Raw genomic sequence first — 20234 nt, 5'->3', positions numbered from 1 at the left:
CTGGACCTCGCCCCGGACTCGGCCCGCTTCCGGCGCAGGCCCTGCTCAGGCTCGTGGATGGGCCTGTTCGAACGCGGCCCGGAGCCGCTCGGTGGAGACCTGGGTGTAGATCTGGGTGCTCGACAGCGAACTGTGACCGAGCAACTCCTGGACGGCCCGCAGGTCGGCGCCGCCGTCCAGCAGGTGGGTGGCGGCGGAGTGCCGCAGATCGTGCGGCTTGGTGTGCGGCAGCCCGGCCGCTCGCGCCGCGGCGGCGACGATCCGGCGCACGACGGTGGGTTGCAACCGCCCACCCTTGAACCCGAGGAACAGCGCGTCACCGTCCCCCTTGCCCTTTTTCCCCCTCGTCCTCCGGCCGCCGCTCATCCCTTGCTGGTGCGACATGGCCTGCCCGCCGGCCGTTGCTTGCCCGCTGGACATTGCTTGCCCGCTGGCCGTTGCTTGCCTGCCGGCCATTGCCTGCCCGCCGGCCATCAGTTGCCCGCTGGCTATCGCCGGTCGGCCGAGGGTGAGCCAGGCGGCGAGGGCGTCGCGGGCCGGGTGACCGTAGGGGACGGCACGCTCCTTGCCGCCCTTGCCAAAGACCCGGACCACCTGGCGACCGTGGTCGACGTCGGCCTGGTCGAGGCCGCAGAGCTCACTGACCCGAATACCGGTGGCATAGAGCATCTCCAGAACAGCCCGGTCCCGCAGCACAGCGGCGTCCCCATCAGCTCCGCCGTCCCCGTCCCCGTCCTCGCTTGCTCCGGTGTTGCCTGCTCGGGCGGGGATTTTTCCGGCCCGGTCGCTTCCGGTTTTGTCTTTTTCGGCGGCTGACGATCCGCTGGGCGCGGCCGGCTTTCGGCCCGTGGCGGCGGCCCGGTCGGAGCCGGGGGCGGTGACCAGGGCGGCGGCCTGGTCGGCGCGCAGCACGTGCGGGAGGTCGCGGTGGCCGCGCGGGCTGGCCAGCCCGGCGCCCGGATCGCCGGGGGAGAGGCCGACCCGGTGCGCCCATCCGGTGAAGGTGCGGACCGCTGCGGCCCGGCGAGCCTGCGACGTCCGCGCGGAGCCCTCCTCGAGCCGCGCCGCGAGCCACCCGCGCAGCACCGCGATGTCGAGCTCGTCGACGGATGGAACGCCCTGGTCAGCGGCGTGCGTCAGGAGCGAGACGACGTCACCGAGATAGGCGCGGACGGTGTGCTCGGAACGCCCGTCCACCACGGCCAGGTGATGCCCGAACCGGTCCACCGCCTCGCGCAGCCCGGGCGGAAGCGCCTCGTGCTGCTCCCGCACACTCTTGCGCCGCTGCGGCCGCCGCCGATAGACATCCACGGCGTCCAGTGTGCCGCGATTCCTGTCGTACCCCGCCCCTAGCGTGGACCCATGGCGCGCCGCTCGAAGTCGATTCCGGAGCCGGCCCGCCCGGCCCGCGACGGTCGCGGGTCAGGGGCGGGCGAGCTGCACGCGGTCTGCGGGGTGCACCGTCTCGGCGCCATCCGCCGCGGTCACCACCAGCACCGGCACACCCTCGGCGAGCCGGTGCTTGCGTCGCTCGGCGTCAGTCGGCATCCGGGCGCCGACCCGCTCGCCCCGGCCCAGTGTCACGGTCTGCACCGCCTCCGGCACCCGTACGAAAGTCCCTCGTGGCCGATCCACCGTGACCAGACCTTCGGTCCGCAGTTGCCCGATCGCCTGCCGCACCGTGGTGCGACTGATCCCATAATCCTGAGCCAGCCGCAGCTCACTGGGCAGCGGCTCACCCGGCCCCAGCTCACCGGAGGCGATGCTGTTCCGCAGCAAATCAGCAAGCTGCCGGAAGACCGCACGGTCCGCCGAGTGATCGATCATGGCAACTATTTTACGCAACCACGATGTGCCGTCACGTTGTACCTACAGGCCAATCTAATTACAATAAACCCGTCGCCCCGAGAAGGCCCCGCCGGACCGGGCGACAGGGCGGGCGGCGGCTTTGCCAGGCCGGTCGAAAGACTGCTGGGCGCGGCCGTCGCCCGTTCCCCGTACAGGCGCCCCAGGCCCACTCCCGGCCCCTCGGCCCCTCGCGCTCCGGCTGCCTCTTGCTGTGGTCCTGACCGCCTACACCGCTGTGCTTGGCCTCGGTTCCGGCGTCGGCCGCCAGTTCTGACCGCCACTGCCACCCGTCCCTGCCACCGCCACCTGCCCCTGCCTCTGCCCTGGCTACCGGTCCCGGCCACCGGCCTCTGCCTCGGCCACCGGCCTCTGCCTCGGCCACCGGCCTCTGCCTCGGCCACCGGCTCTGGCCTCCGCCACACCGGCCCCGGCCCCGGCCCCGGCTACCGGCCACGGCCACGGCCACGGCCTCCGCCTCCGGCCCTGGCCCTGGCCTCCGCCGTCGCCGGCCCCCGGGTCCGGCCGCCGTCGCTGCCTCGCCTCTGCCGCCGGGCGCTGGCCATCGCCACGGGCCCCGGGCGCTGCCTCGGGTGCCGCCACCGCCACCAGCCCTTGCCTGGCCGATCCTGCTCTCGGCTCCCGCCCGCCTCGGGTCGAGGTCCCGGATCCGGCGCCAGTCGCTGCCGGCGGTCCCGATGCCGGTTTGTTCGGTATTGCACGCTGGCCCCGCCGCGCTCGTGTTCGGCCGTTCTTTGTCGCAGCGGGTAGCGGCATCGTCTGTGCCGGGCCTGGAGGCTGGGCGCGATGTCATGGGGACGGTGGGTGGGTTTGGACCCAGGAGAGGAACCGCTCGTACAGGTTCATCGGCGGTGCCTTGCCTTCGATGGTCAAGTCGTCGAGGGCCTCGTACATCTGCGCGGACAGGTAGATCCGCAGCAACGATGGGAAGGCGCGGTATTCGTGCATCAGCGTCGCGCGGGCCGTGGAGCACGGCCAGGGTGCGCCGCAGACGCGGCAGGTCCAGTCCGGCCGGTCGTGCAGGTGTTCGGTCTCTTGTGTGGTGGTCAACGGTGCCCCCGAAATCCGACCAGGGCCGTCACGCCCGGGCCCGGCCCGGCGGGCCCGCTGCGCGACGGTGTTCCCCAACAGCTCGTTTCCTTTCAAGACGTGGTGGTCACCCGCGAGCCGGGCGCCACCGGCATCGGCGGTGCGCCGTTCGATCCGGTATCAGTGGTGGTCGCGGCGCCGATGCGCGTGATGCGTGAACGGTTCGTTGCCGGCCGCCCGCAGCTGCTGCCCGGGCGTCAGATTCCCGGCTCGCCCCACGTTCTCGTCCGGATTCCTCGGCCGCGGAACCGTGGCCCGTCCTGAGCCAGACCCCGGCGGCGCGGGAACGGGCGGCTCCGGTCGCGCGGGAACGGGCGGCTCCGGCGCCGCGTGATGAGCTGGCCCCAGCTGCTCATGGATAGAAGGTCCGCGCTGTCCCGGAATCGGCGGTCTCGGTGCGGGGGCCGGTGGTGTCAGCGGCGCGCCATCGTTCGGTCGCGGCCGCTGACAACCAGATGGACCGCGCTGTCCCGGAATCGGCGGGCCCGGTGCGGGCATCGGCGGTGCCAGTCGTGCGTGATCGGTCGGTCGCGGTTGCTCATAGCCAGACGGCCCGTGCTGTCCCGGAATCTGCGGTGCCGGAGGGGCGGGGATGGCCCGGCCCGGCTGGTCGAACCCGGACGGCCCGTGCTGTCCCGGAATCGGTGGTGGAGGAATGGTCCCTCCCGACTGATCGGAACCGGACAGTCGGTGGTGCTCCAGAATCGGTGGCGCAGGTGACTCGGGGCTGGTCGGCACCCGCTGATCGGAACCGGACCATCCGCGCTGGCTTGGGGCCGGCGTAGTCGGTGGTGCGGGGATGGGCGGCCTGGACGGTGCGGGAGCAACTGGCCTGGGCGGCGCGGGGATGGGCGGCCTGGGCGGTGCGGGAACGGGCGGGGCCGGCTGGTCGGGAGTGGGCGGTGCGGGTTGATCGGTCGCGGCGGGCCAGTCCGGGTGGGTGGTGGATGTTCCGGGTTGCGGCCACTCCGGGGCTTGGGGTGATTCGGCCGGGGGCTCGTGCGGGTCGACGGCTTCGTGGCGTCCGCGACCGCGCGGGTGGGGGACACGATGGTCGGGCGGGGTGGGGAGACGGGGCTTTTGCCGGTCCGGTGAGGGGTTGTCGTGTTGTGCAGCCATCGGATCCCCGGAGGGGAGGGAGCCCCGTGCCGGGTACGGCATCGTCGTCGGGGGAACCAGTCGATCGACGCAGGGAGCCGGTAAACCGCACCGGCACCGGCGCCACAGGGTTCGCCAATCACGGCGATGACTTGGCGAAACGGGTACCTGATAGGTAGTCGCGCGACATCTGGACATGCGGCGATAGTACTGTCTTCACGACTAGATGTCTCCTGACAACCTGCTGAATGCCTAATAGTCCCGCGCCTACGGTCGATCATGTGGGAGTGAAGCCGATCCGCCTCATGGGCGCACACGAGATCCGTATCCGCCTCGGTGGAGTGAGCCGCCAGCGGGCGTACCAGATCACCAGCCGCGCGGACTTTCCGAAGCCGGCCGCTGACCTTGCGCAGGGCAAGGTGTGGCTGACCGAGGACGTCGAGGCATGGATGAAGGTCCATCGCCGTGACCTGGACGAATCCGAGGACTGACCGGCTCCGCGCCGAGCGGTCCGGCGGAAGCGTGCCGACCGGACCGGGCCACCGTGCCGCAGCGTCAACGCGGCACCGTCGCCCGGCCCGGCCCCGGCGCTGCCCACCGCCACCCCGAACGCACCCAATGCCCTCGGCATCCGAGCGAGCCGGAGCATCCGCGTGTAAGTCCTATCGCGTGTGTGAAGTAACGGTGCGCTCCGCGCCCAAAGTCCCCACGCTGTATTCGAGGCGGCCTTGCGTGTGAAGTTTCGGTGCGCTCCGCACCCAAAGTCCCCACGCTGTATTCGAGGCGGCCTTGCGTGTGGGGTTTTGGTGCGTTCCGCACCCAAAGTCCCCACGTAACGGTTGAGGCGGCTTTGTGTGTGGGGTTTTGGTGCGTTCCGCACCCAAAGTGCCCACGTAACGGTTGGGGCGGTCTTGTGTGTGGAGTTTGGGAGGGTGGTGCTGCGCGGGGCGGGGCGGGGCGGGGCGGGGGTCAGGGTTTTCGGGGGGCCAGCGTTATTCCTGACTCCGTGCGGATGACCAGTCCGGTGGCTTCCAGCAGGGTCAGGCGGCGTAGGACCGTACGCAAATCGAGCCTTGCCGTTGCCGCCAGTTCCTCCGGTGTGGCCGGGCCGCGCCGCGGGAATGCCTCCAGGATCAGCGCGGACTCCTCATCGAGGCGGTCCCGGACGCGTTCCTGGCCGCGCGGCGGCGGTTCCAGATATTCGCCGATCCGGCCGACCTCCTGCAGTACGTCGTGGGCCGAACAGACCAGCCGGGTCGCCGGATGGGCTCGCAACAGTTCGTGGCAGCCGACCGACATCGCCGAGGTCACCGGCCCGGGCACCACCATGGCGGGCCGGTTCAGGGCCAGCACCCGGCTCATCGTCTGGGTGGCGCCGCTGCGGGCCGCGGCCTCCACCACGACGGTGCCCGCGGTGGCCGCCGCGATCACCCGGTTCCGGATCAGGAACCGGTGCCGGAACGGCTCGGCGGCCGGCGGCCACTCGCTGATCAGCAGCCCCCGCTCGGCGATCCGCGCGAACAGTGCCGCGTTGCTCACCGGGTACGGCCGGTCCACCCCGCAGGCCAGCACCGACACGGTCAGCCCGTCCGCGGCGAGTGCACCGTGGTGTGCCGCCGCGTCGATGCCGAACGCCCCGCCGGACACCACCGTCCAGCCCCGTTCGGCCAGGTCGTAGGCCAGGGTGCTGGTCACGTGCACGCCGTACCCGGTAGCGGCCCTCGCCCCGACGATCGCGACCGACCGATCCAGCGTCGCGCCGAGCGGCAGCGACCCGAGGACCCAGAAGCAGAGCGGCGGCCGGGTGTCCTGATTGACCCGCCCCGCGATGTCGGTCTCCAGCGTGGCCAGTGCGCTCACCCGGGCCGGCCACTCCGGGTCGGCCGGGACGATCAGCCGGGCGCCGACCTCGTCGCCGAGCCGTAGCGCGATCTCGGCCGCCCGGCGCGGGTCGTCGGCCCGGGAGCGGGCGGCTACCGCGGACCGCAGTGGACCGTCGGGGATGTCCCCGGCGATCAGGCGGTCCAGGGTGGCCTCCGCCCCGCCTCGCTGGACCATCGTCCAGACCGCCCGGTTGCCGGGTTCGGCCAGCCAGGTGAGGGCGACCCGGGCGGCCCGGTCGGCGTCGCTGCCCGGCCCGTTCATCGCGGCACCGCCGATCCGGCGGCCGCGGAGCTGCCCGGAGAACCGGAACCGGACGCGGACGCGCTGCCAGCAGGCACGCTGGCCTCGGCGGACCCGGTGGCGGCCCGGGGCGAGCGGTCTCGATCCGGCGAGGCCGCGGTGGTGGTGGTGGCGGGTCGGGGTGAGCTGTCTTGATCCGGCGAGGCCGCGGTGGTGGTGGCGGTGGCGGGTCGGGGTGAGCGGTCGTGAACCGGCGGGGCCGCGGCGGGGGCGGCAGCGGTGGGCCGAGGTGGTCCGAGGTGGTCCGGCTGTGGGGCCGGCTCGGCCGGTTCGTAGTTGCAGGGCTTCGGCGACGTCCTCGCGGCCCGGGCGCTCACGGCCGTCCAGGTCTGCGATCGTCCAGGCCAGCCGGATCACGCGGTCGAAGCCTCGCGCCGACACCCTTCCCCGGTCCAGGGCCTCCCGGAGCACGGCGGTGTCCTGGCCCGGCAGCAACCACGGCGGACGCCGCAACTGCGGACCCGGCACCTCGGCGTTGAGCCGCCACCCGTCCGCCGCCCACCGCTGCGCGGCCGCCGTCCGGGCCCGGGCCACCCGGGCGGCGACGACGGCCGACGACTCGGCCGGGCCCGCCGTGGCCATCAGCTGCGCGGCCCGCATCGGCAGCAGGTCGATCCGGATGTCGATCCGGTCCAGCAGCGGGCCGGACAGCCGGCCCAGGTAGCGCCGCCGGACCAGCGGGCTGCAGGTGCAGCTCGTGTCGCCGGCGGTCGAGGCGCACGGGCACGGGTTCGCCGCCAGCACCAGCTGGACCCGGGCCGGGTACTCGGTGGTGCCGCGGGCGCGGCCGAGCACCACCCGGCCGTTCTCCAGCGGCTGGCGCAGCGCCTGCAGGGTGGCTCGTCCTATCTCCGGTGCCTCGTCGAGAAACAAGACCCCCTGGTGAGCCAGGGAGAGCGCACCCGGCCGGGCCAGACCGCTCCCTCCTCCGATCAAGGAGGCCAGGCTGGAGCTGTGGTGCGGCGCCTGGAACGGCGGGCGCCGGATCAGGCCGCTGTCCGGCGGGAGGACGCCGGCGATCGACTGCAGTGCGGTCACCTCGAGTGCGGCCTCGTCGCCGAGCTCGGGGAGGATCGACGGCAGGCGTTCGGCGAGCATCGTCTTGCCCGCGCCCGGCGGGCCGAGCAGGGCCAGGTGGTGACCGCCGGCGGCGGCGATCTCCAGGGCGTACCGGCCGAGCTGCTGGCCGGAGACGTCGGCGAGGTCGGGGCCGGAGCGGGGCGCGTGCGGTGACTCCGGCGGCGGCTCGAGCAGGCGACCGGCGCCGTGGACGAAGTCGACGAGCCGGCGCAGCGAGTCGACGGCACGGACCGTGACGCCGGGCACCACCGTCGCCTCCCGGGCGTTGGCCAGCGGGACGATCACCCGGGTGATCCCGGCCTGCGCGGCGGCGGCCACCATCGGGAGCACGCCGCGGACCGGGCGGACCGCGCCGTCCAGCCCGAGCTCGCCGAGCAGCACCACGCCCTCCAGCGGGGTGGCCGGCAGATCGCCGGCACCGGCCAGCAGCGCCGCCGCGATCGCCAGGTCGAAGCTGCTGCCCTGTTTGGGCAGTGCGGCCGGCAGCAGGTTGACGGTGATCCGGCGGTTCGGCCACTCCCGCCCGCTGTTGACCACGGCGGCCCGGACCCGGTCGCGGGCCTCGTGCAGCGCGGTGTCCGGCAGGCCGGTCAGCACCACGGCGGGCAGGCCGACGGAGAGGTCGGCCTCCACCTCGACCAGGCGGCCGGCCACGCCGACCAGGCCGACACAGAGCACGCGGGCGTAGCTCATCAGAACGCCGCCCGGATGTGCACGACCCGGCTGGCGCCGCGTCGCTGCGGGAGCACCTCGACCACGTCGAACCGGATCTGCCGGGCGTGTGTCCCGGACTCGTCCAGCCAGCGGACGGCGAGCAGCCGCAGTTTGCGCACCTTGCGCGGGTCGACAGCGGCGGCCGGTGGCCCGAACGTCGCCGTCCGCCGCGTTTTGACCTCGCAGAACACCACGTCGTCGCCGTCCCGCAGGATCAGGTCGACCTCGCCGTCGGAGCACCGCCAGTTGCGGGCCAGCACCCGAAGCCCGCGGTTCTCCAGGTGCCGGGCGGCGAGTCGTTCGCCGTACGCCCCGATCGCCTGTCGCTGTGTCGTCATGAGGCCGGACGGTGGCAGGGCCGGCCACTCGGAGTGGATCCGCCTGTGGACACAGCGTGACTGTGGATTCCCGTACGGTCACCGATCAGGTGTGATAAGTGCTCACCGGTGGCATCGGCGGCCCGGGTCGCCTACGGTGCGAATTCGTGGAGCATCGATACGCCGACGAGTCCGGCCCGAGCTGGTATTCCGGAAGCCGGTACAGCGGCCCGCCGGGATACCCCGAGGCGGAGTCGACAGGCGCGCACGCACTCGGCGAGGGACGGCACGACACCGGCGCCGTGCGACTGCCCGAGCAGCGTCCGGCCGGTCCGGAGCCGCGTGGCCCGTACGAATCAGGTCGTATCCCGATCCGCGGCCCGGAGTATCCGACGATCCCGCCGCCCGCGTTGCCGCCGGCGCCGCAGCCGATCCAGCAACCGGTACCGCAGCCCGGTAAGGCGTCGGTCCGCCGTCCGCTCTCCTCGGTGATCGTCGCGGTCGCGGTGCTCGTCCTGTTCGTCCCGGTGTTGCGATTGCTGATGACAGTGACTTTCGCCGCCGATGCCACCGCCCGGGGCATCGTGCCCGCCGTGCTGTTGGCGCTGGGCCTGGCGCTCACCGGGTTCGGCCTGTTCTCGGCCGGCAACGCGGCGGCCGGCGGCGGCCCGGCGACCCGGGACGCCTGGCTGCGCGCGCCGCTGATCTACCTCCCGGCCGGCGTGCTCCTGCTGCTCGCCGCCGGCCTTGCCGTGGCCTGACAATGACTGAGCGGCCGGCTTGGCCGTGAGCCTGAGCGGCCGGCTTGGCCGTGAGCCTGAGCGGCCGGCCTGGCCGTGAGCCTGACGGGGATCAGCGGCCGGCTTGGCCGTGAGCCTGACGGGGATGAGCGGCCGGCCTGCCAGGACGAACCGTGGAGACGAGCGGCCGGCAAAGACGGGGATGAGCCGAAGCCTCCAGGCACCCCGGCAGAAGCACCCCGGCGCCCCTGACGAAAGCCGACACAGCCCTCTGATAAGGGACGACGCGACCCTGCGAAAGGCCAGCAGAAGAGCGCCCGGCGGGTTGGCGTATGCTGGACGACGGCGACCGCCCACGCGGTCGACCTCGCGCGCCCTCCGAAGGTCTGCATGCTGTTTCTTCAGCGAAGACCGACGGCGACGGCCCTCCCTGGTCCTGAAGATCTTTCGGGTCCGACTGTGGCTGCTGACCGGGCGCCAGGACGCCCATCGCCGGTGGGCGTGACAACCAGGGTAGATCAGGGAGCACCACCATGGCCGTAGTGACCATGCGTCAGCTGCTGGAGAGCGGTGTCCACTTCGGGCACCAGACCCGCCGCTGGAACCCGAAGATGAAGCGCTTCATCTTCACCGAGCGCAACGGTATCTACATCATCGACCTGCGCCAGACTCTCGAGTACATCGAGAAGGCGTACGCCTTCGTGCGGGGCACCGTCGCCGAGGGTGGTCACATCCTCTTCGTCGGCACCAAGAAGCAGGCTCAGGAGGCCATCGCCGAGCAGGCGACGCGGGTCGGTCAGCCGTACGTGAACCACCGCTGGCTCGGCGGCATGCTGACCAACTTCCAGACGGTGTACAAGCGTCTGCAGCGCATGAAGGAGCTCGAGGCTCTGGGTGACCTGACCGGCACTGCCGCGGGTTACACCAAGAAGGAGACCCTCCAGCTCTTCCGCGAGAAGACCAAGCTCACCAAGACGCTCGGTGGCCTCCGTGACATGACCAAGACGCCGTCGGCGATCTGGGTCGTGGACACCAAGAAGGAGCACATCGCCGTCGACGAGGCCCGCAAGCTGGGCATCCCGGTCATCGCGGTGCTGGACACCAACTGTGACCCGGACGAGGTCGACTTCCCGATCCCGGGCAACGACGACGCGATCCGCTCGGCCGAGCTGCTGACCCGGGTCATCGCGACCGCGGTCGCCGACGGTCTGATCCAGCGCTCCGGCCGCAACCGCGGTGACGCGGACGCCAAGCCCGAGGCCGGCGCCGTCGCCGCCGGGGAGCCGCTGCCCGAGTGGGAGCGGGACCTCTACGAGGGTGCCGAGAAGAAGGCCGACGAGCCCGCCGCCGCTGAGCCGGCCGCTGCTGTCGCCGCCGTCGCCGCCGCTGAGCCGGTTGCCGCCGAGCCCGCTGCTGCCGAGCCGGCCGCCGAGCCGGTCGCCGCTGCTCCGGCCGCCGTCCCCGCCGAGTAAGTCAACCGACGTGCTTCCGGCCGCCGTCACTTGCCGGTGACGGCGGCCGAATCCCGACTGACATCGAGAGAAGAGTCATGGCTAACTACACCGCCGCGGACGTGAAGAAGCTCCGCGAACTCACCGGTGCCGGCATGATGGACTGCAAGAAGGCGCTCGAGGAGTCCGAGGGCGACTTCGACAAGGCCGTCGAGTTCCTGCGCATCAAGGGTGCCAAGGACGTCGGCAAGCGCGCCGGTCGGACCGCGGCCAACGGCATCGTCAGCCACTCCGGTGGGGCTCTGCTCGAGCTGAACTGTGAGACCGACTTCGTCGCCAAGACCCCGGACTTCGTCGCGCTGGGTCAGCGCTTCGTCGAGTTCGGCGCGGCCAACAAGATCGCCGACGCCGCCGCGCTGCTCGCTGCGACGCTGGAGGACGGCAAGACCGTCGCCGACACCGTTCAGGAGTACGCCGCCAAGATCGGTGAGAAGATCGTGGTGAACCGCTTCACGATCCTCGACGGCACCGTGGCGATCTACCTGCACCGCAAGGCGCAGGACCTGCCGCCGCAGGTCGGCGTTCTGGTCGAGTACTCGGGCAAGAACGACGAGGCCGCCGACGCGGACGCCCGTGGCATCGGCATGCAGGCCGCCGCGATGCGGCCGAAGTACCTGACCCGCGAGGACGTCCCCGCCGAGGTCGTCGAGTCGGAGCGCCGGATCGCCGAGCAGACCGCTCGCGAGGAGGGCAAGCCCGAGCAGGCCATCACGAAGATCGTTGACGGCCGGGTGAACTCCTTCTTCAAGGACTACGTCCTGCTCGAGCAGGCTTCGGTCGTCGACAACAAGAAGACGGTCAAGCAGATCGCCTCCGAGGCCGGTATCGAGATCACCCGGTTCGTCCGGTACGAGGTCGGCCAGGAGTAAGGCACCACAAGTTATGGCACGGGAGGTCGGTCACGCGATTGAGCGTCCGGCCTCCCGGTCGCATAAGGTCTCCTGCAGAAAGTGAAGGGAAGGCGGGTCTCATGACGATGGTGACCGAACAGTCCGCCGCGGTGGACGATCCGAACCCGCCGACCATGCGGCCGCGCCGGGTGGTGCTGAAGCTGTCCGGCGAGGTATTCGGTGGCGGCGCCGTCGGCGTCGACCCCGACGTGGTGTCCGCGCTGGCCAGGCAGATCGCCACGGTCAACCAGCGGGGTATCCAGGTGGCCGTGGTCGTCGGTGGCGGCAACTTCTTCCGGGGCGCCGAGCTGCAGAAGCGTGGCATGGACCGGAACCGCGCGGATTACATGGGCATGCTCGGGACGGTGATGAACTGCCTCGCTCTCCAGGACTTCCTGGAGAAGGAGGGCATCGAGACCCGGGTGCAGACGGCCATTCACATGGCACAGGTCGCCGAGCCGTACATCCCGCTGCGGGCGATCCGGCACCTGGAGAAGGGCCGCGTCGTGATCTTCGGCGCCGGGGCCGGCATGCCGTACTTCTCCACCGACACGGTGACCGCTCAGCGTGCGCTGGAGATCCACGCGGACATGGTGCTGATGAGCAAGAACGGCGTCGACGGGGTGTACACCGCCGACCCGCGGGTCGACCCGGACGCGCGCAAGCTGGACAACATCACCTTCCAGGAGATCCTCCAGCGCGGGCTGCGGGTGGCCGACCAGGCCGCGTTCAGCCTCTGCGAGGAGAACAAGCTCCCGATGCTGGTGTTCGGCGCCGACGGTGACGACACCATCGTGCGCGCGTGTGCCGGCGAGAAGATCGGCACCCTGATCACCGCGTGAGCTCGCTGACCCGCGGACGTCCCCACATCCCGCACCACCGAAGCCAGCAAGGAGGCGAGAAGAGCCGGTGATCGAGGAAACCCTCTTCGAGGCCGAAGAGAAGATGGAAAGCGCGGTCGAGCACGCCAAGGAGGAGTTCGCCGCCATCCGTACCGGCCGGGCGACTCCGGCGATGTTCTCGAAGATCATGGTGGACTACTACGGCGCGCCCACCCCGGTGACCCAGATGGCCTCGGTCGGTGTTCCGGAGCCGCGCATGGTCATCGTCAAGCCGTACGACGGTACCCAGCTCGGCCCGATCGAGCGGGCCATCCGCGACTCGGACCTCGGGGTCAACCCGAACAACGAGGGCACCCAGCTGCGCATCCACCTCCCGCAGATGACCGAGGAACGTCGTCGCGAGATGATCAAGGTGGCGCGCGGCAAGTCCGAGGAGAGCCGGGTCGCGATCCGCAACGTGCGCCGCAAGGCCAAGGATCAGATCGACAAGCTGGTCAAGGACGGCGAGGCCGGGGAAGATGACGGCCGTCGTGGTGAGAAGGAGCTCGACGACGTCACCCACCGGTACGTCGCGGTGATCGACGAGCTTCTCAAGCACAAGGAAGCCGAGCTGCTCGAAGTCTGATGTCCTACCTCGATCCGCGTGCCGGGCAGGCCTCCGGCGACGACACCAGCGTGCCGGCGTCGTACGCCCATCGCACCCCCGCCACCCCGGAGGATCCGTATGCCGAGCACCGGCGCAGTCCCGCCGCGCAGGCCTACCCCGATCCGGTCCGGCACGTGGACGAGCGGCCCGCTCCGATGAACGCGCCGGACGGCCCGCTCGAGCCGCCGGCCGGCAAACGGGTCAAGGGCCGGCGTCGTGCCGGCCGTGGCCAGGGTGAGCAGGGCAAGAGCCGGGCCGGGCGCAACCTGCCCGCCGCCATCGCGGTCGGGCTCAGCCTGGGCCTGGTCGTCCTGGCGTCGCTGCTGGTCTGGCCGCCGGCCCTGCTGGGCGTGGTGGTCGTGGCGGCAGCCGTCGGGGTCTGGGAGACCGCCCGCGCGCTGACCGTGACCGGCGCCCGCCCGCCGCTGGTCCCGCTGATCGCCGGCACCGTGGTGATGACCGGCCTGGCCTGGTACGAGGGCACCGACGCGCTCACCCTCGGCCTGGTCGCCACGATCGGCGCCGCGGCCCTCTGGCGTCTCGCCGACGGTATGCAGGCGGTGCGCCGCGACTTCACCGCGATCACGCTGATCGCCGTCTACGTGCCGTTCCTGCTCAGCTTCGCCGCGATGCTGGTCCGGCCGGAGGACGACGGACAGTGGCGGGTGCTCGCCACCGTCGTCGCCGTGGTGCTCTCGGACACCGGTGGTTACGCGGCCGGCGTCTTCTTCGGCAAGACCCCGATGGCCCCGAAGATCAGCCCGAAGAAGTCCTGGGAGGGCTTCGCCGGCTCGGTCACGGCGGCCGCGATCGGCAGCGGCGCGTTGCTGTTCTTCCTGATGGAGGTGCCGGTCTACTACGGCCTCCTGTTCGGCGCGGTGATCTCGGTGGTCGCGGTTCTCGGCGACCTGTTCGAGTCGATGCTGAAGCGGGACCTCCGCGTGAAGGACATGAGCAACCTGCTGCCCGGCCATGGTGGGCTGATGGACCGGTTGGACTCCATCCTCTTCGCGGTCCCCACGGCCTACCTGCTCTTCGCGATCATCGCGCCGAACTAGCTATGGGCGACGTACTCAGCGAGCGTGGGAGACTGGATACGCCATGACGATTCTTCCGGTCATCCCGATCAGTCCCGACAAGCCCGACGCGGTCATCACTCGCCGCCGTCCCAGCATGCCCCCGCGCCACCTGGCGGATCTCGACCTCGACGCGCGCAAGGCGGCCGTCGCCGCCCTGGGCGAGCCGGCGTTCCGGGCCAAGCAGCTCTCCACCCACTACTTCGGCAGGTTCGTCCGTGACGCCTCGGCGATGACGGATCTCCCCGCCGCCTCGCGTGACCGGATCACCGCCGATCTGCTGCCCACCCTGCTGACCCCGATCCGGGAGCAGGACTGCGACGACGGCGCGACCCGTAAGACGCTGTGGAAGCTGCACGACGGCGCTCTGGTCGAGAGCGTGCTGATGGGGTATTCGAACCGGGTGACGGCCTGTGTCTCCAGCCAGGCCGGCTGCGGGATGGCCTGCCCGTTCTGCGCGACCGGCCAGCAGGGCCTGACCCGCAACCTCTCGGTGGCCGAGATCGTCGACCAGTGCGTCTATCTGGCCGGGGTGGCCGCCTCCGGCGTGGTCACCGGTTCACCGCCCCGGTTGTCCCGGGTGGTCTTCATGGGGATGGGTGAGCCGCTGGCCAACTATCCCCGGGTGATCGAGGCGGTCCGCCGCCTGACAACCCCTGCTCCGGAGGGTCTCGGACTTTCACAACGGCACATCACGGTGTCCACGGTGGGTTTGGTGCCCGCAATGCGCCGGTTGATCGCCGAACAGCTCTCAGTGACTCTTGCGTTGTCACTGCACGCCCCCGATGATGATCTGCGCGATGAGCTTGTGCCCGTCAACCAGCGTTGGAAGGTGGCCGAGGTGCTCGATGCCGCGTTCGACTACGCGGCGCAGACCGGCCGTCGGGTCTCCATCGAATACGCCCTGATCAGGGACGTAAACGATCAGCCCTGGCGTGCCGACCTGCTTGGCCGCCTACTGCACGGCAAGCTGGCCCATGTGAACCTCATCCCGCTGAACCCGACCCCGGGCAGCAAGTGGGATGCCAGCCCGAAGCCGGTCGAGCGGGAGTTCGTCCGGCGGCTGCTCGCGGCCGGTGTGGAGACAACGGTGCGCGACACCCGCGGCCGGGAGATCGACGGCGCCTGCGGCCAGCTGGCCGCGGGGGAGTTGACGCAGGCAGGCGCAGACGGCGTCGCAGCCGACGCGGAGGTGGCACAGTGACTGGGCGTAGGTCCCAGCGAGCGGAGTGGGAGACGTTGTGACGAGTCAGGGACAGCGTTTCCGGCGGCGCGCGCTGCGCCGGGGCTACAAGGTCGACGAGGTCGACGCCTTCCTGGACCGGGTCGAGGCGACCCTGGCCGGCGAGCAGGCCGGTCCGCCGGTCGCCGCTCAGGAAGTGCACGACGTCGTCTTCCGGGTGCGCTTCGGCGGCTACGACGAGTGGCAGGTGGACCTGCACCTCGACCGGGTCGAGCGTCAGCTCGCCGAGTTCGAGGAGCGGGGCGGCCGTCCGGTCGACCCGATGCGTGACTCGATGCGTGGTGGCCTGTCGGCTGACCGGTCCGGTGCGATCGACCGTGGCTCCATCGACCGGTCCGGTCCGATCGGGCAGCCGAGCGGCCCGCCCGCGCTCTCCGGCGGCCCGGGCAGCGGCATGCCGCGCAACGGGATGGCCGGCGCCGGCATGGGCGCTCCGGGCGGCGGTCCCGGTCAGGGCCAGCAGTTCGGCGGTCAGGGCCAGGGCCAGCAGTTCGGCGGTCCGGGCCCCGGTCAGGGCCAGGGCCAGCAGTTCGGCGGTCAGGGTCAGCAGTTCGGCAACCCCGGCATGAGCAACCCCGGTATGGCGCAGACCGAGCGGATCCCCGCACCGGTCCGGGACGACCGGGGCATGCCGCCGCAGATGCCGCAGCGCCCCCAGATGCCCCCGCCCGACCAGTACGGCCGGTACGACGAGCCCACCTCGTACGGCGGTCAGCAGCAGCTGCCTCCGCAGCCGCAGCAGCCCCAGTTGCCGCAGCGCAACGCGCAGTACGACCAGAGCGCGTACGACGAGCCCACCTCGTTCGGCGGCTTCGAGCCGGGCCGGCACGGCCGGACCGACATGACCGCCGAGATCCGGATGCCGGAGCGTGAGCGTGACCCACGGGGGTACGGCGGCCAGCAGATGCCGCCCGGCCCTCCGATGGGTGGCCCGATGCAGCCGCCCGGGCCGCCGCAGGGCGCTCCGATGAGCGGCCCGCCCGCCGGGTACGGCCAGCAGCAGCCCCCGCCGCCGCAGCAGCAGTCGCACCTGGGCCCGCCGATCGGCGAGCCGGGCGGCGAGCTCTACCTGGTCGACCAGCTGCGTCGCACGTTCCAGCCGCGACGGTTCGGCAGCGGGTACGACCCGATGCAGGTCGACCGGCTGTTCGAGGGCATCCTGCAGGCGATGACCGGGCGTGGCCCGATGCCGGTGAACGAGAACGACCTGGACATGCTGCAGTTCGGCCTGGTGCCGAACGGGTATTTCGAGGCCGAGGTCGACGCGGCGCTGCGCCAGGTCAAGGACATCCTGCTGCGCCACCGGTAAGACGTGTCAAAAAAGGGGTCCCGCTGAGCGGGGCCCCTTTTTCGTGCTGTGGAGAACGGGTCAGTCGTTGGGCCGCAGGCCGGCCTTGCGCAGCACCACGTCGCCGATCACGGTGGCGACGAGCAGGACCGCGATCACGACGAGCCACACCTTCTCGGTGTTGCCGGACTGGTTGCCCCAGAAAAACATCAGCAGGACCACGGCCGAGATGATCGCGCCACGCTGGGCCCGACGACGGTTCGTCGGCTTCAGCTGGTCCGGGGCGTAGACCTCGTGGTGTTCTTCCGCGGACACGTCGGTCCTCCTCGTCGATGCTCGGTACGTCGGTACTCAGTCTGTCACGGGGTCGCCGGGCGGAACCCGGCAACCCGGCTGTACTTTCGAGGCGGTCACAACGGCGCCGAACGAAGGAGCGACAAAGTGCGGATCACCGGCACCGGCCATGCGAGCATGCGGATCGACACCGCCGCGGGCAGCATTCTGTGCGATCCGTGGGTGAACCCGGCGTACTTCGCCTCCTGGTTCCCGTTCCCGGACAACTCCCAGCTCGACTGGGAGACCCTCGGTGACGTCGACTACCTCTACGTCTCCCACCTGCACCGGGACCACTTCGACGCGGAGCACCTGAAGCGCTTCATCAGCAAGAAGGCCACCGTCCTGCTGCCGGAGTACCCGACCAGCCAGCTCGAGGACGAGCTGCGCGACCTGGGCTTCACCAGCTTCTTCCGGACGAAGTCCGACGAGGTGCACGAGCTCGACGGCGGGCTCAAGGTGATGATCCAGGCGCTGATCAGCCCGACCGACGGCCCGATCGGCGACTCGTCGCTCTGGGTGGAGCACGACGGCATCCGGGTGCTGAACCAGAACGACGCCCGTCCCACCGACCTGGTCCGCTTCAACGAGCTGGGCCGGGTGCACGCGCACCTGCTGCAGTTCTCCGGCGCGATCTGGTACCCGATGGTCTACGAGCTGCCGGAGAACGCGAAGACCGCGTTCGGCAAGCAGAAGCGGGAGCGGCAGTTCGACCGCACCTGGCGCTACATCGACGACCTGAAGGCCGACTTCGTCTTCCCGATCGCCGGCCCGCCGTGTTTCCTCGACGACTCGCTGTGGCAGTTCAACGACATCCACGGTGACGAGGGCAACATCTTCCCGGACCAGTCGGTGTTCCTGACCGAGTACGCGAAGGTCGGCGGCACCAACGCCGTCGTGCAGCTGCCCGGCAGCGTGACGACGCTCTCCGACGGCGGCGCGACGCAGACCACCACGCACCCGATGCCGGTCGACGAGTTCTTCGCCAACAAGGTCGCCCACCTCGAGGAGATGCGGGAGCGCAAGGCGCCGGTCATCGCCGCCGAGAAGGCGTCCTGGCGGCACCCGGAGATCGACGTGCTGGGCGCCATGAAGAAGCGGATCGAGCCGCTGCTCGAAGAGTCGATCTACATGGCGAACGGGGTCGGCGGCCCGGTCCGCTTCGACCTGACCGACTCGTTCGGGCCGGACGGCGAGGTCGTCGAGTCGATCGTGGTGGACTTCCCGGGCAAGCAGGTCCGGGCGTATGCCGACGAGAAGGTCCGCTACCGCTTCAAGACCGGGCGCGCGCTGATCGAGCACCTGATTTTCATCGACGAGGGTGACTGGGTCAACTCGCTGTTCCTGTCCTGCCGCTTCGCCGCGGCCCGGATCGGTCAGTACAACGAGTTCGTCTACGCGTTCTTCAAGTGCCTCTCCGAGGAGCGTCTGCAGTACGCGGAGGGCTGGTACGACGAGCACGAGAAGTCGGTCGACGCCGAGGACATCCAGTTCGGCGACTGGACCGTGCAGCGCCGATGCCCGCACCTCAAGGCCGACCTGTCCCGCTTCGGTGTGCTCGACGGCAACGTGCTGACCTGCCAGCTGCACGGCTGGAAGTTCGACCTGCCGAGCGGCCGCTGCCTGACCGGTGTCGGTCACAAGATCCGCGCCAACAAGACCGACAACCCCTGAGACCTTTTTTTGGTACGGCGGGGAGCTCCGCATCGGGGCTCCCCGCCGTACACAAAAAGGGTCTTAAAGGTCTTTGAGGATGCGCACCGCGACGTTGTGGCCGGCGGCGCCGATCACACTGCCCGCCGGGTGGGTGCCGGCCGAGCCCGCGTAGAGCCCGTCGACGCCGGTGAAATACGGCATCCGCTGGTCGAAGGCGACAGTGTTGTCCACGTGGTGGATGTGGCCGCCGGTGATCCCGAAGTGCTCCTCGATGCCCGGCGGGGTGAGCGCGAACACGTCCGCGACCAGGTCGGACGTGCCCGGCGCGTAGCGGTCGCAGATCGCCAGGAGACGGTCCACGTACGCCGGGAGTTCCGCGTCCCAGGACGAGCCGGCCGGCTGGAACGGCACCGACTGCACGAACAGCGCGGACGAGTGGTGGCCCGCGGCGTCCCGCAGCGACGGGTCGACCGTGGTGTGCACATACCACTCGATGGTCGGCTCGTCGGGCAGCTTCCCGGCCTGCACGTCGGCCCACATGGCGCGCAGCGCGGCCATCGGCGAGTCGCCGGCGCTGGGCAGCAGGTGGATCGTCGACCCGAACGGCGACGGCGCCCCGGCCGGCAGGCAGCTGAACGTGGGCAGGTCCCGCAGCGCGAGGTTGATCTTGAGGGTGCTGCCGGGCCGTTTCACCGCGGCCATCCGCGAGGTCAGCGCGGCGGGCAGCGTGCCGTCCGGCACCAGCGACATCAGCCGGTACGGATCGCAGCTGCCGAGCACCACCCGGGCGCCGATCGTCCGTCCGTCGGCCAGCACCACCCCGCTGGCCGCGCCGCCGTCGATCGTCACCGAGGTCACCTCGGCATCGGTGAACAGCTTCGCGCCGGCCGCCCGCGCCGCGTCGGCGAAGACCCGGGAGACCGTGCCCATCCCGCCCTCGGCGATCAGCCAGGTGCCGTCCGCGCCGGGCAGCCGGCACATGTTGTGCACCAGGAAGTTGTGCCCGGTGCCCGGGTCGTCCGGGCCCGCGGTCAGCCCGGACAGGCCGTCGGTGACCGCGTACATGCTGGTCAGCAGCTCGCTCTTGAAGCCGAACCGGGCCAGGTAGTCGGCGACCGAGCCGCGCACCAGGTCGAGGAACGTGCTCTGCAGCTGCGGCCGGATGTGCCGGTCGGCGATCGCCTCGACCGACGCCGGCTCCTCCAGCCAGGCCGGGGCCAGGTCGGCGCGCAGCGCGCCGATCTCCACGGCCAGGGCCTCGTCGGCGGCCGCGTCCCGGGCCGAGAAGAACGTCTCCAGCTGCTGCCGGGTGGCCTGCCGGTCCTGGCCGAACAGCAGGTACGGCGAGCCGGCCGGGCCGGGCGTCGGCAGGAAGTAGTGCGGATCGCGGCGCAGCATCGGGATGTCGACGTCGAGCGTGCGCAGCAGCTCCGGCGGCATCAGGCCGAGCAGGTACGAACCGGTGGACTGGCCGAGTCCGGGGACCTCGGCGAACGGGTGCTCGGTGCGGGTCGCGCCGCCGAGCACTCCGGCCGCCTCGAGCACGACGACGTCGAGCCCGGCGCGGGCCAGCATGATCGCGGAGACCAGGCCGTTGTGACCGGCTCCGATGATCACCACGTCAGCGCGGTCGGGAAGGGGGGTCATGTGGATCGACGCTA

The 20234-nt window shown here is 71.1% G+C and carries 18 protein-coding genes and 1 pseudogene; 11 read left to right on the top strand and 8 right to left on the bottom strand.

Features of this window, described 5'->3' with window-relative positions; translation table 11 throughout:
* Positions 1–45 precede the first annotated feature (45 nt).
* The 3 genes from Apa02nite_RS09700 to Apa02nite_RS09690 all read right to left on the bottom strand — a co-directional run bounded on the left by Apa02nite_RS09700 (position 46) and on the right by Apa02nite_RS09690 (position 2916).
* Positions 46–1311 carry a tyrosine recombinase XerC gene (locus tag Apa02nite_RS09700; protein WP_203824735.1) on the bottom strand — a complete coding sequence of 422 codons (1266 nt, stop codon included), beginning with the start codon at positions 1309–1311 and terminating at the stop codon, positions 46–48.
* 111 nt (positions 1312–1422) lie between these two features.
* On the bottom strand, positions 1423–1827 hold the full coding sequence (locus Apa02nite_RS09695) for a winged helix-turn-helix domain-containing protein (protein ID WP_067698664.1): 405 nt from the start codon (positions 1825–1827) through the stop codon (positions 1423–1425).
* Positions 1828–2655: 828 nt separating this feature from the next.
* The gene (locus Apa02nite_RS09690; protein WP_203824734.1) at positions 2656–2916 is read right to left on the bottom strand and encodes a hypothetical protein; all 261 of its coding nucleotides are present in this window, start codon (positions 2914–2916) and stop codon (positions 2656–2658) included.
* A gap of 99 nt (positions 2917–3015) precedes the next feature.
* On the opposite strand from Apa02nite_RS09690, the gene Apa02nite_RS09685 reads away from it, so the two are divergent.
* Positions 3016–3219 carry a hypothetical protein gene (locus tag Apa02nite_RS09685; RefSeq protein ID WP_203824733.1) on the top strand — a complete coding sequence of 68 codons (204 nt, stop codon included), beginning with the start codon at positions 3016–3018 and terminating at the stop codon, positions 3217–3219.
* 1139 nt (positions 3220–4358) lie between these two features.
* Positions 4359–4544 carry a regulator gene (locus Apa02nite_RS09680; protein WP_067698744.1) on the top strand — a complete coding sequence of 62 codons (186 nt, stop codon included), beginning with the start codon at positions 4359–4361 and terminating at the stop codon, positions 4542–4544.
* A gap of 478 nt (positions 4545–5022) precedes the next feature.
* Here the strand turns inward: Apa02nite_RS09680 and dprA are convergent, their stop codons facing one another.
* The 3 genes and pseudogenes from dprA to Apa02nite_RS09665 form a co-directional block, all read right to left on the bottom strand.
* Positions 5023–6198 carry a DNA-processing protein DprA gene (gene dprA / locus Apa02nite_RS09675; protein WP_203824765.1) on the bottom strand — a complete coding sequence of 392 codons (1176 nt, stop codon included), beginning with the start codon at positions 6196–6198 and terminating at the stop codon, positions 5023–5025.
* Between the two features lie 297 nt (positions 6199–6495).
* Positions 6496–8010: pseudogene (locus tag Apa02nite_RS09670) on the bottom strand (YifB family Mg chelatase-like AAA ATPase); the annotation flags it as partial.
* Positions 8010–8369: a YraN family protein gene (locus Apa02nite_RS09665; protein ID WP_067698658.1), complete on the bottom strand. Its 360-nt coding sequence runs from the start codon at positions 8367–8369 to the stop codon at positions 8010–8012. The gene Apa02nite_RS09665 and the pseudogene Apa02nite_RS09670, both read right to left, overlap by 1 nt.
* Positions 8370–8515: 146 nt before the next feature.
* Between Apa02nite_RS09665 and Apa02nite_RS09660 the strand changes: the two genes are divergently transcribed.
* The 8 genes from Apa02nite_RS09660 to Apa02nite_RS09625 all read left to right on the top strand — a co-directional run bounded on the left by Apa02nite_RS09660 (position 8516) and on the right by Apa02nite_RS09625 (position 16605).
* Positions 8516–9109 carry a hypothetical protein gene (locus tag Apa02nite_RS09660; RefSeq protein WP_203824732.1) on the top strand — a complete coding sequence of 198 codons (594 nt, stop codon included), beginning with the start codon at positions 8516–8518 and terminating at the stop codon, positions 9107–9109.
* A gap of 512 nt (positions 9110–9621) precedes the next feature.
* Entirely contained in the window at positions 9622–10560 is a 939-nt protein-coding gene (gene rpsB, locus Apa02nite_RS09655; protein WP_067698655.1) for a 30S ribosomal protein S2, read from the top strand.
* Between the two features lie 77 nt (positions 10561–10637).
* A complete protein-coding gene (tsf, locus tag Apa02nite_RS09650) occupies positions 10638–11468 on the top strand; it encodes a translation elongation factor Ts (RefSeq protein WP_067698653.1) in 831 nt (276 codons plus the stop codon).
* 155 nt (positions 11469–11623) lie between these two features.
* Positions 11624–12331: a UMP kinase gene (gene pyrH / locus Apa02nite_RS09645; protein ID WP_232344577.1), complete on the top strand. Its 708-nt coding sequence runs from the start codon at positions 11624–11626 to the stop codon at positions 12329–12331.
* Between the two features lie 67 nt (positions 12332–12398).
* Positions 12399–12956 (top strand): ribosome recycling factor, encoded by a 558-nt coding sequence (gene frr / locus Apa02nite_RS09640; protein ID WP_067698648.1) that lies wholly within the window; start codon positions 12399–12401, stop codon positions 12954–12956.
* Complete coding sequence (locus tag Apa02nite_RS09635) at positions 12956–14035, top strand: phosphatidate cytidylyltransferase (protein WP_203824731.1); 1080 nt, start codon at positions 12956–12958, stop codon at positions 14033–14035. The genes frr and Apa02nite_RS09635 overlap by 1 nt, the downstream gene beginning before the upstream one ends.
* A 43-nt stretch (positions 14036–14078) precedes the next feature.
* On the top strand, positions 14079–15257 hold the full coding sequence (gene rlmN / locus Apa02nite_RS09630) for a dual-specificity RNA methyltransferase RlmN (protein ID WP_203824730.1): 1179 nt from the start codon (positions 14079–14081) through the stop codon (positions 15255–15257).
* A 37-nt stretch (positions 15258–15294) separates the two neighbouring features.
* Positions 15295–16605, top strand: a complete 1311-nt coding sequence (locus Apa02nite_RS09625) for a DivIVA domain-containing protein (RefSeq protein WP_203824729.1) — start codon at positions 15295–15297, stop codon at positions 16603–16605.
* A 60-nt stretch (positions 16606–16665) separates the two neighbouring features.
* Here Apa02nite_RS09625 and Apa02nite_RS09620 read toward each other — a convergent pair whose 3' ends face one another.
* Positions 16666–16899 carry a DUF2631 domain-containing protein gene (locus tag Apa02nite_RS09620; protein WP_067698640.1) on the bottom strand — a complete coding sequence of 78 codons (234 nt, stop codon included), beginning with the start codon at positions 16897–16899 and terminating at the stop codon, positions 16666–16668.
* A 126-nt stretch (positions 16900–17025) separates the two neighbouring features.
* Here Apa02nite_RS09620 and Apa02nite_RS09615 point away from each other — a divergent pair, with 126 nt between their 5' ends.
* Positions 17026–18591, top strand: coding sequence for a Rieske 2Fe-2S domain-containing protein (locus Apa02nite_RS09615; protein ID WP_203824728.1), 1566 nt, complete (start codon positions 17026–17028; stop codon positions 18589–18591).
* Between the two features lie 63 nt (positions 18592–18654).
* On the opposite strand, the gene Apa02nite_RS09610 is transcribed toward Apa02nite_RS09615, so the two are convergent.
* Positions 18655–20220, bottom strand: a complete 1566-nt coding sequence (locus Apa02nite_RS09610; RefSeq protein WP_203824727.1) for a phytoene desaturase family protein — start codon at positions 20218–20220, stop codon at positions 18655–18657.
* Between the last annotated feature and the right edge of the window lie 14 nt (positions 20221–20234).

The sequence above is a fragment of the Actinoplanes palleronii genome (assembly GCF_016862315.1).
Lineage (GTDB): Bacteria > Actinomycetota > Actinomycetes > Mycobacteriales > Micromonosporaceae > Actinoplanes > Actinoplanes palleronii.
This window is presented reverse-complemented; position numbering and strand designations above follow the sequence as displayed.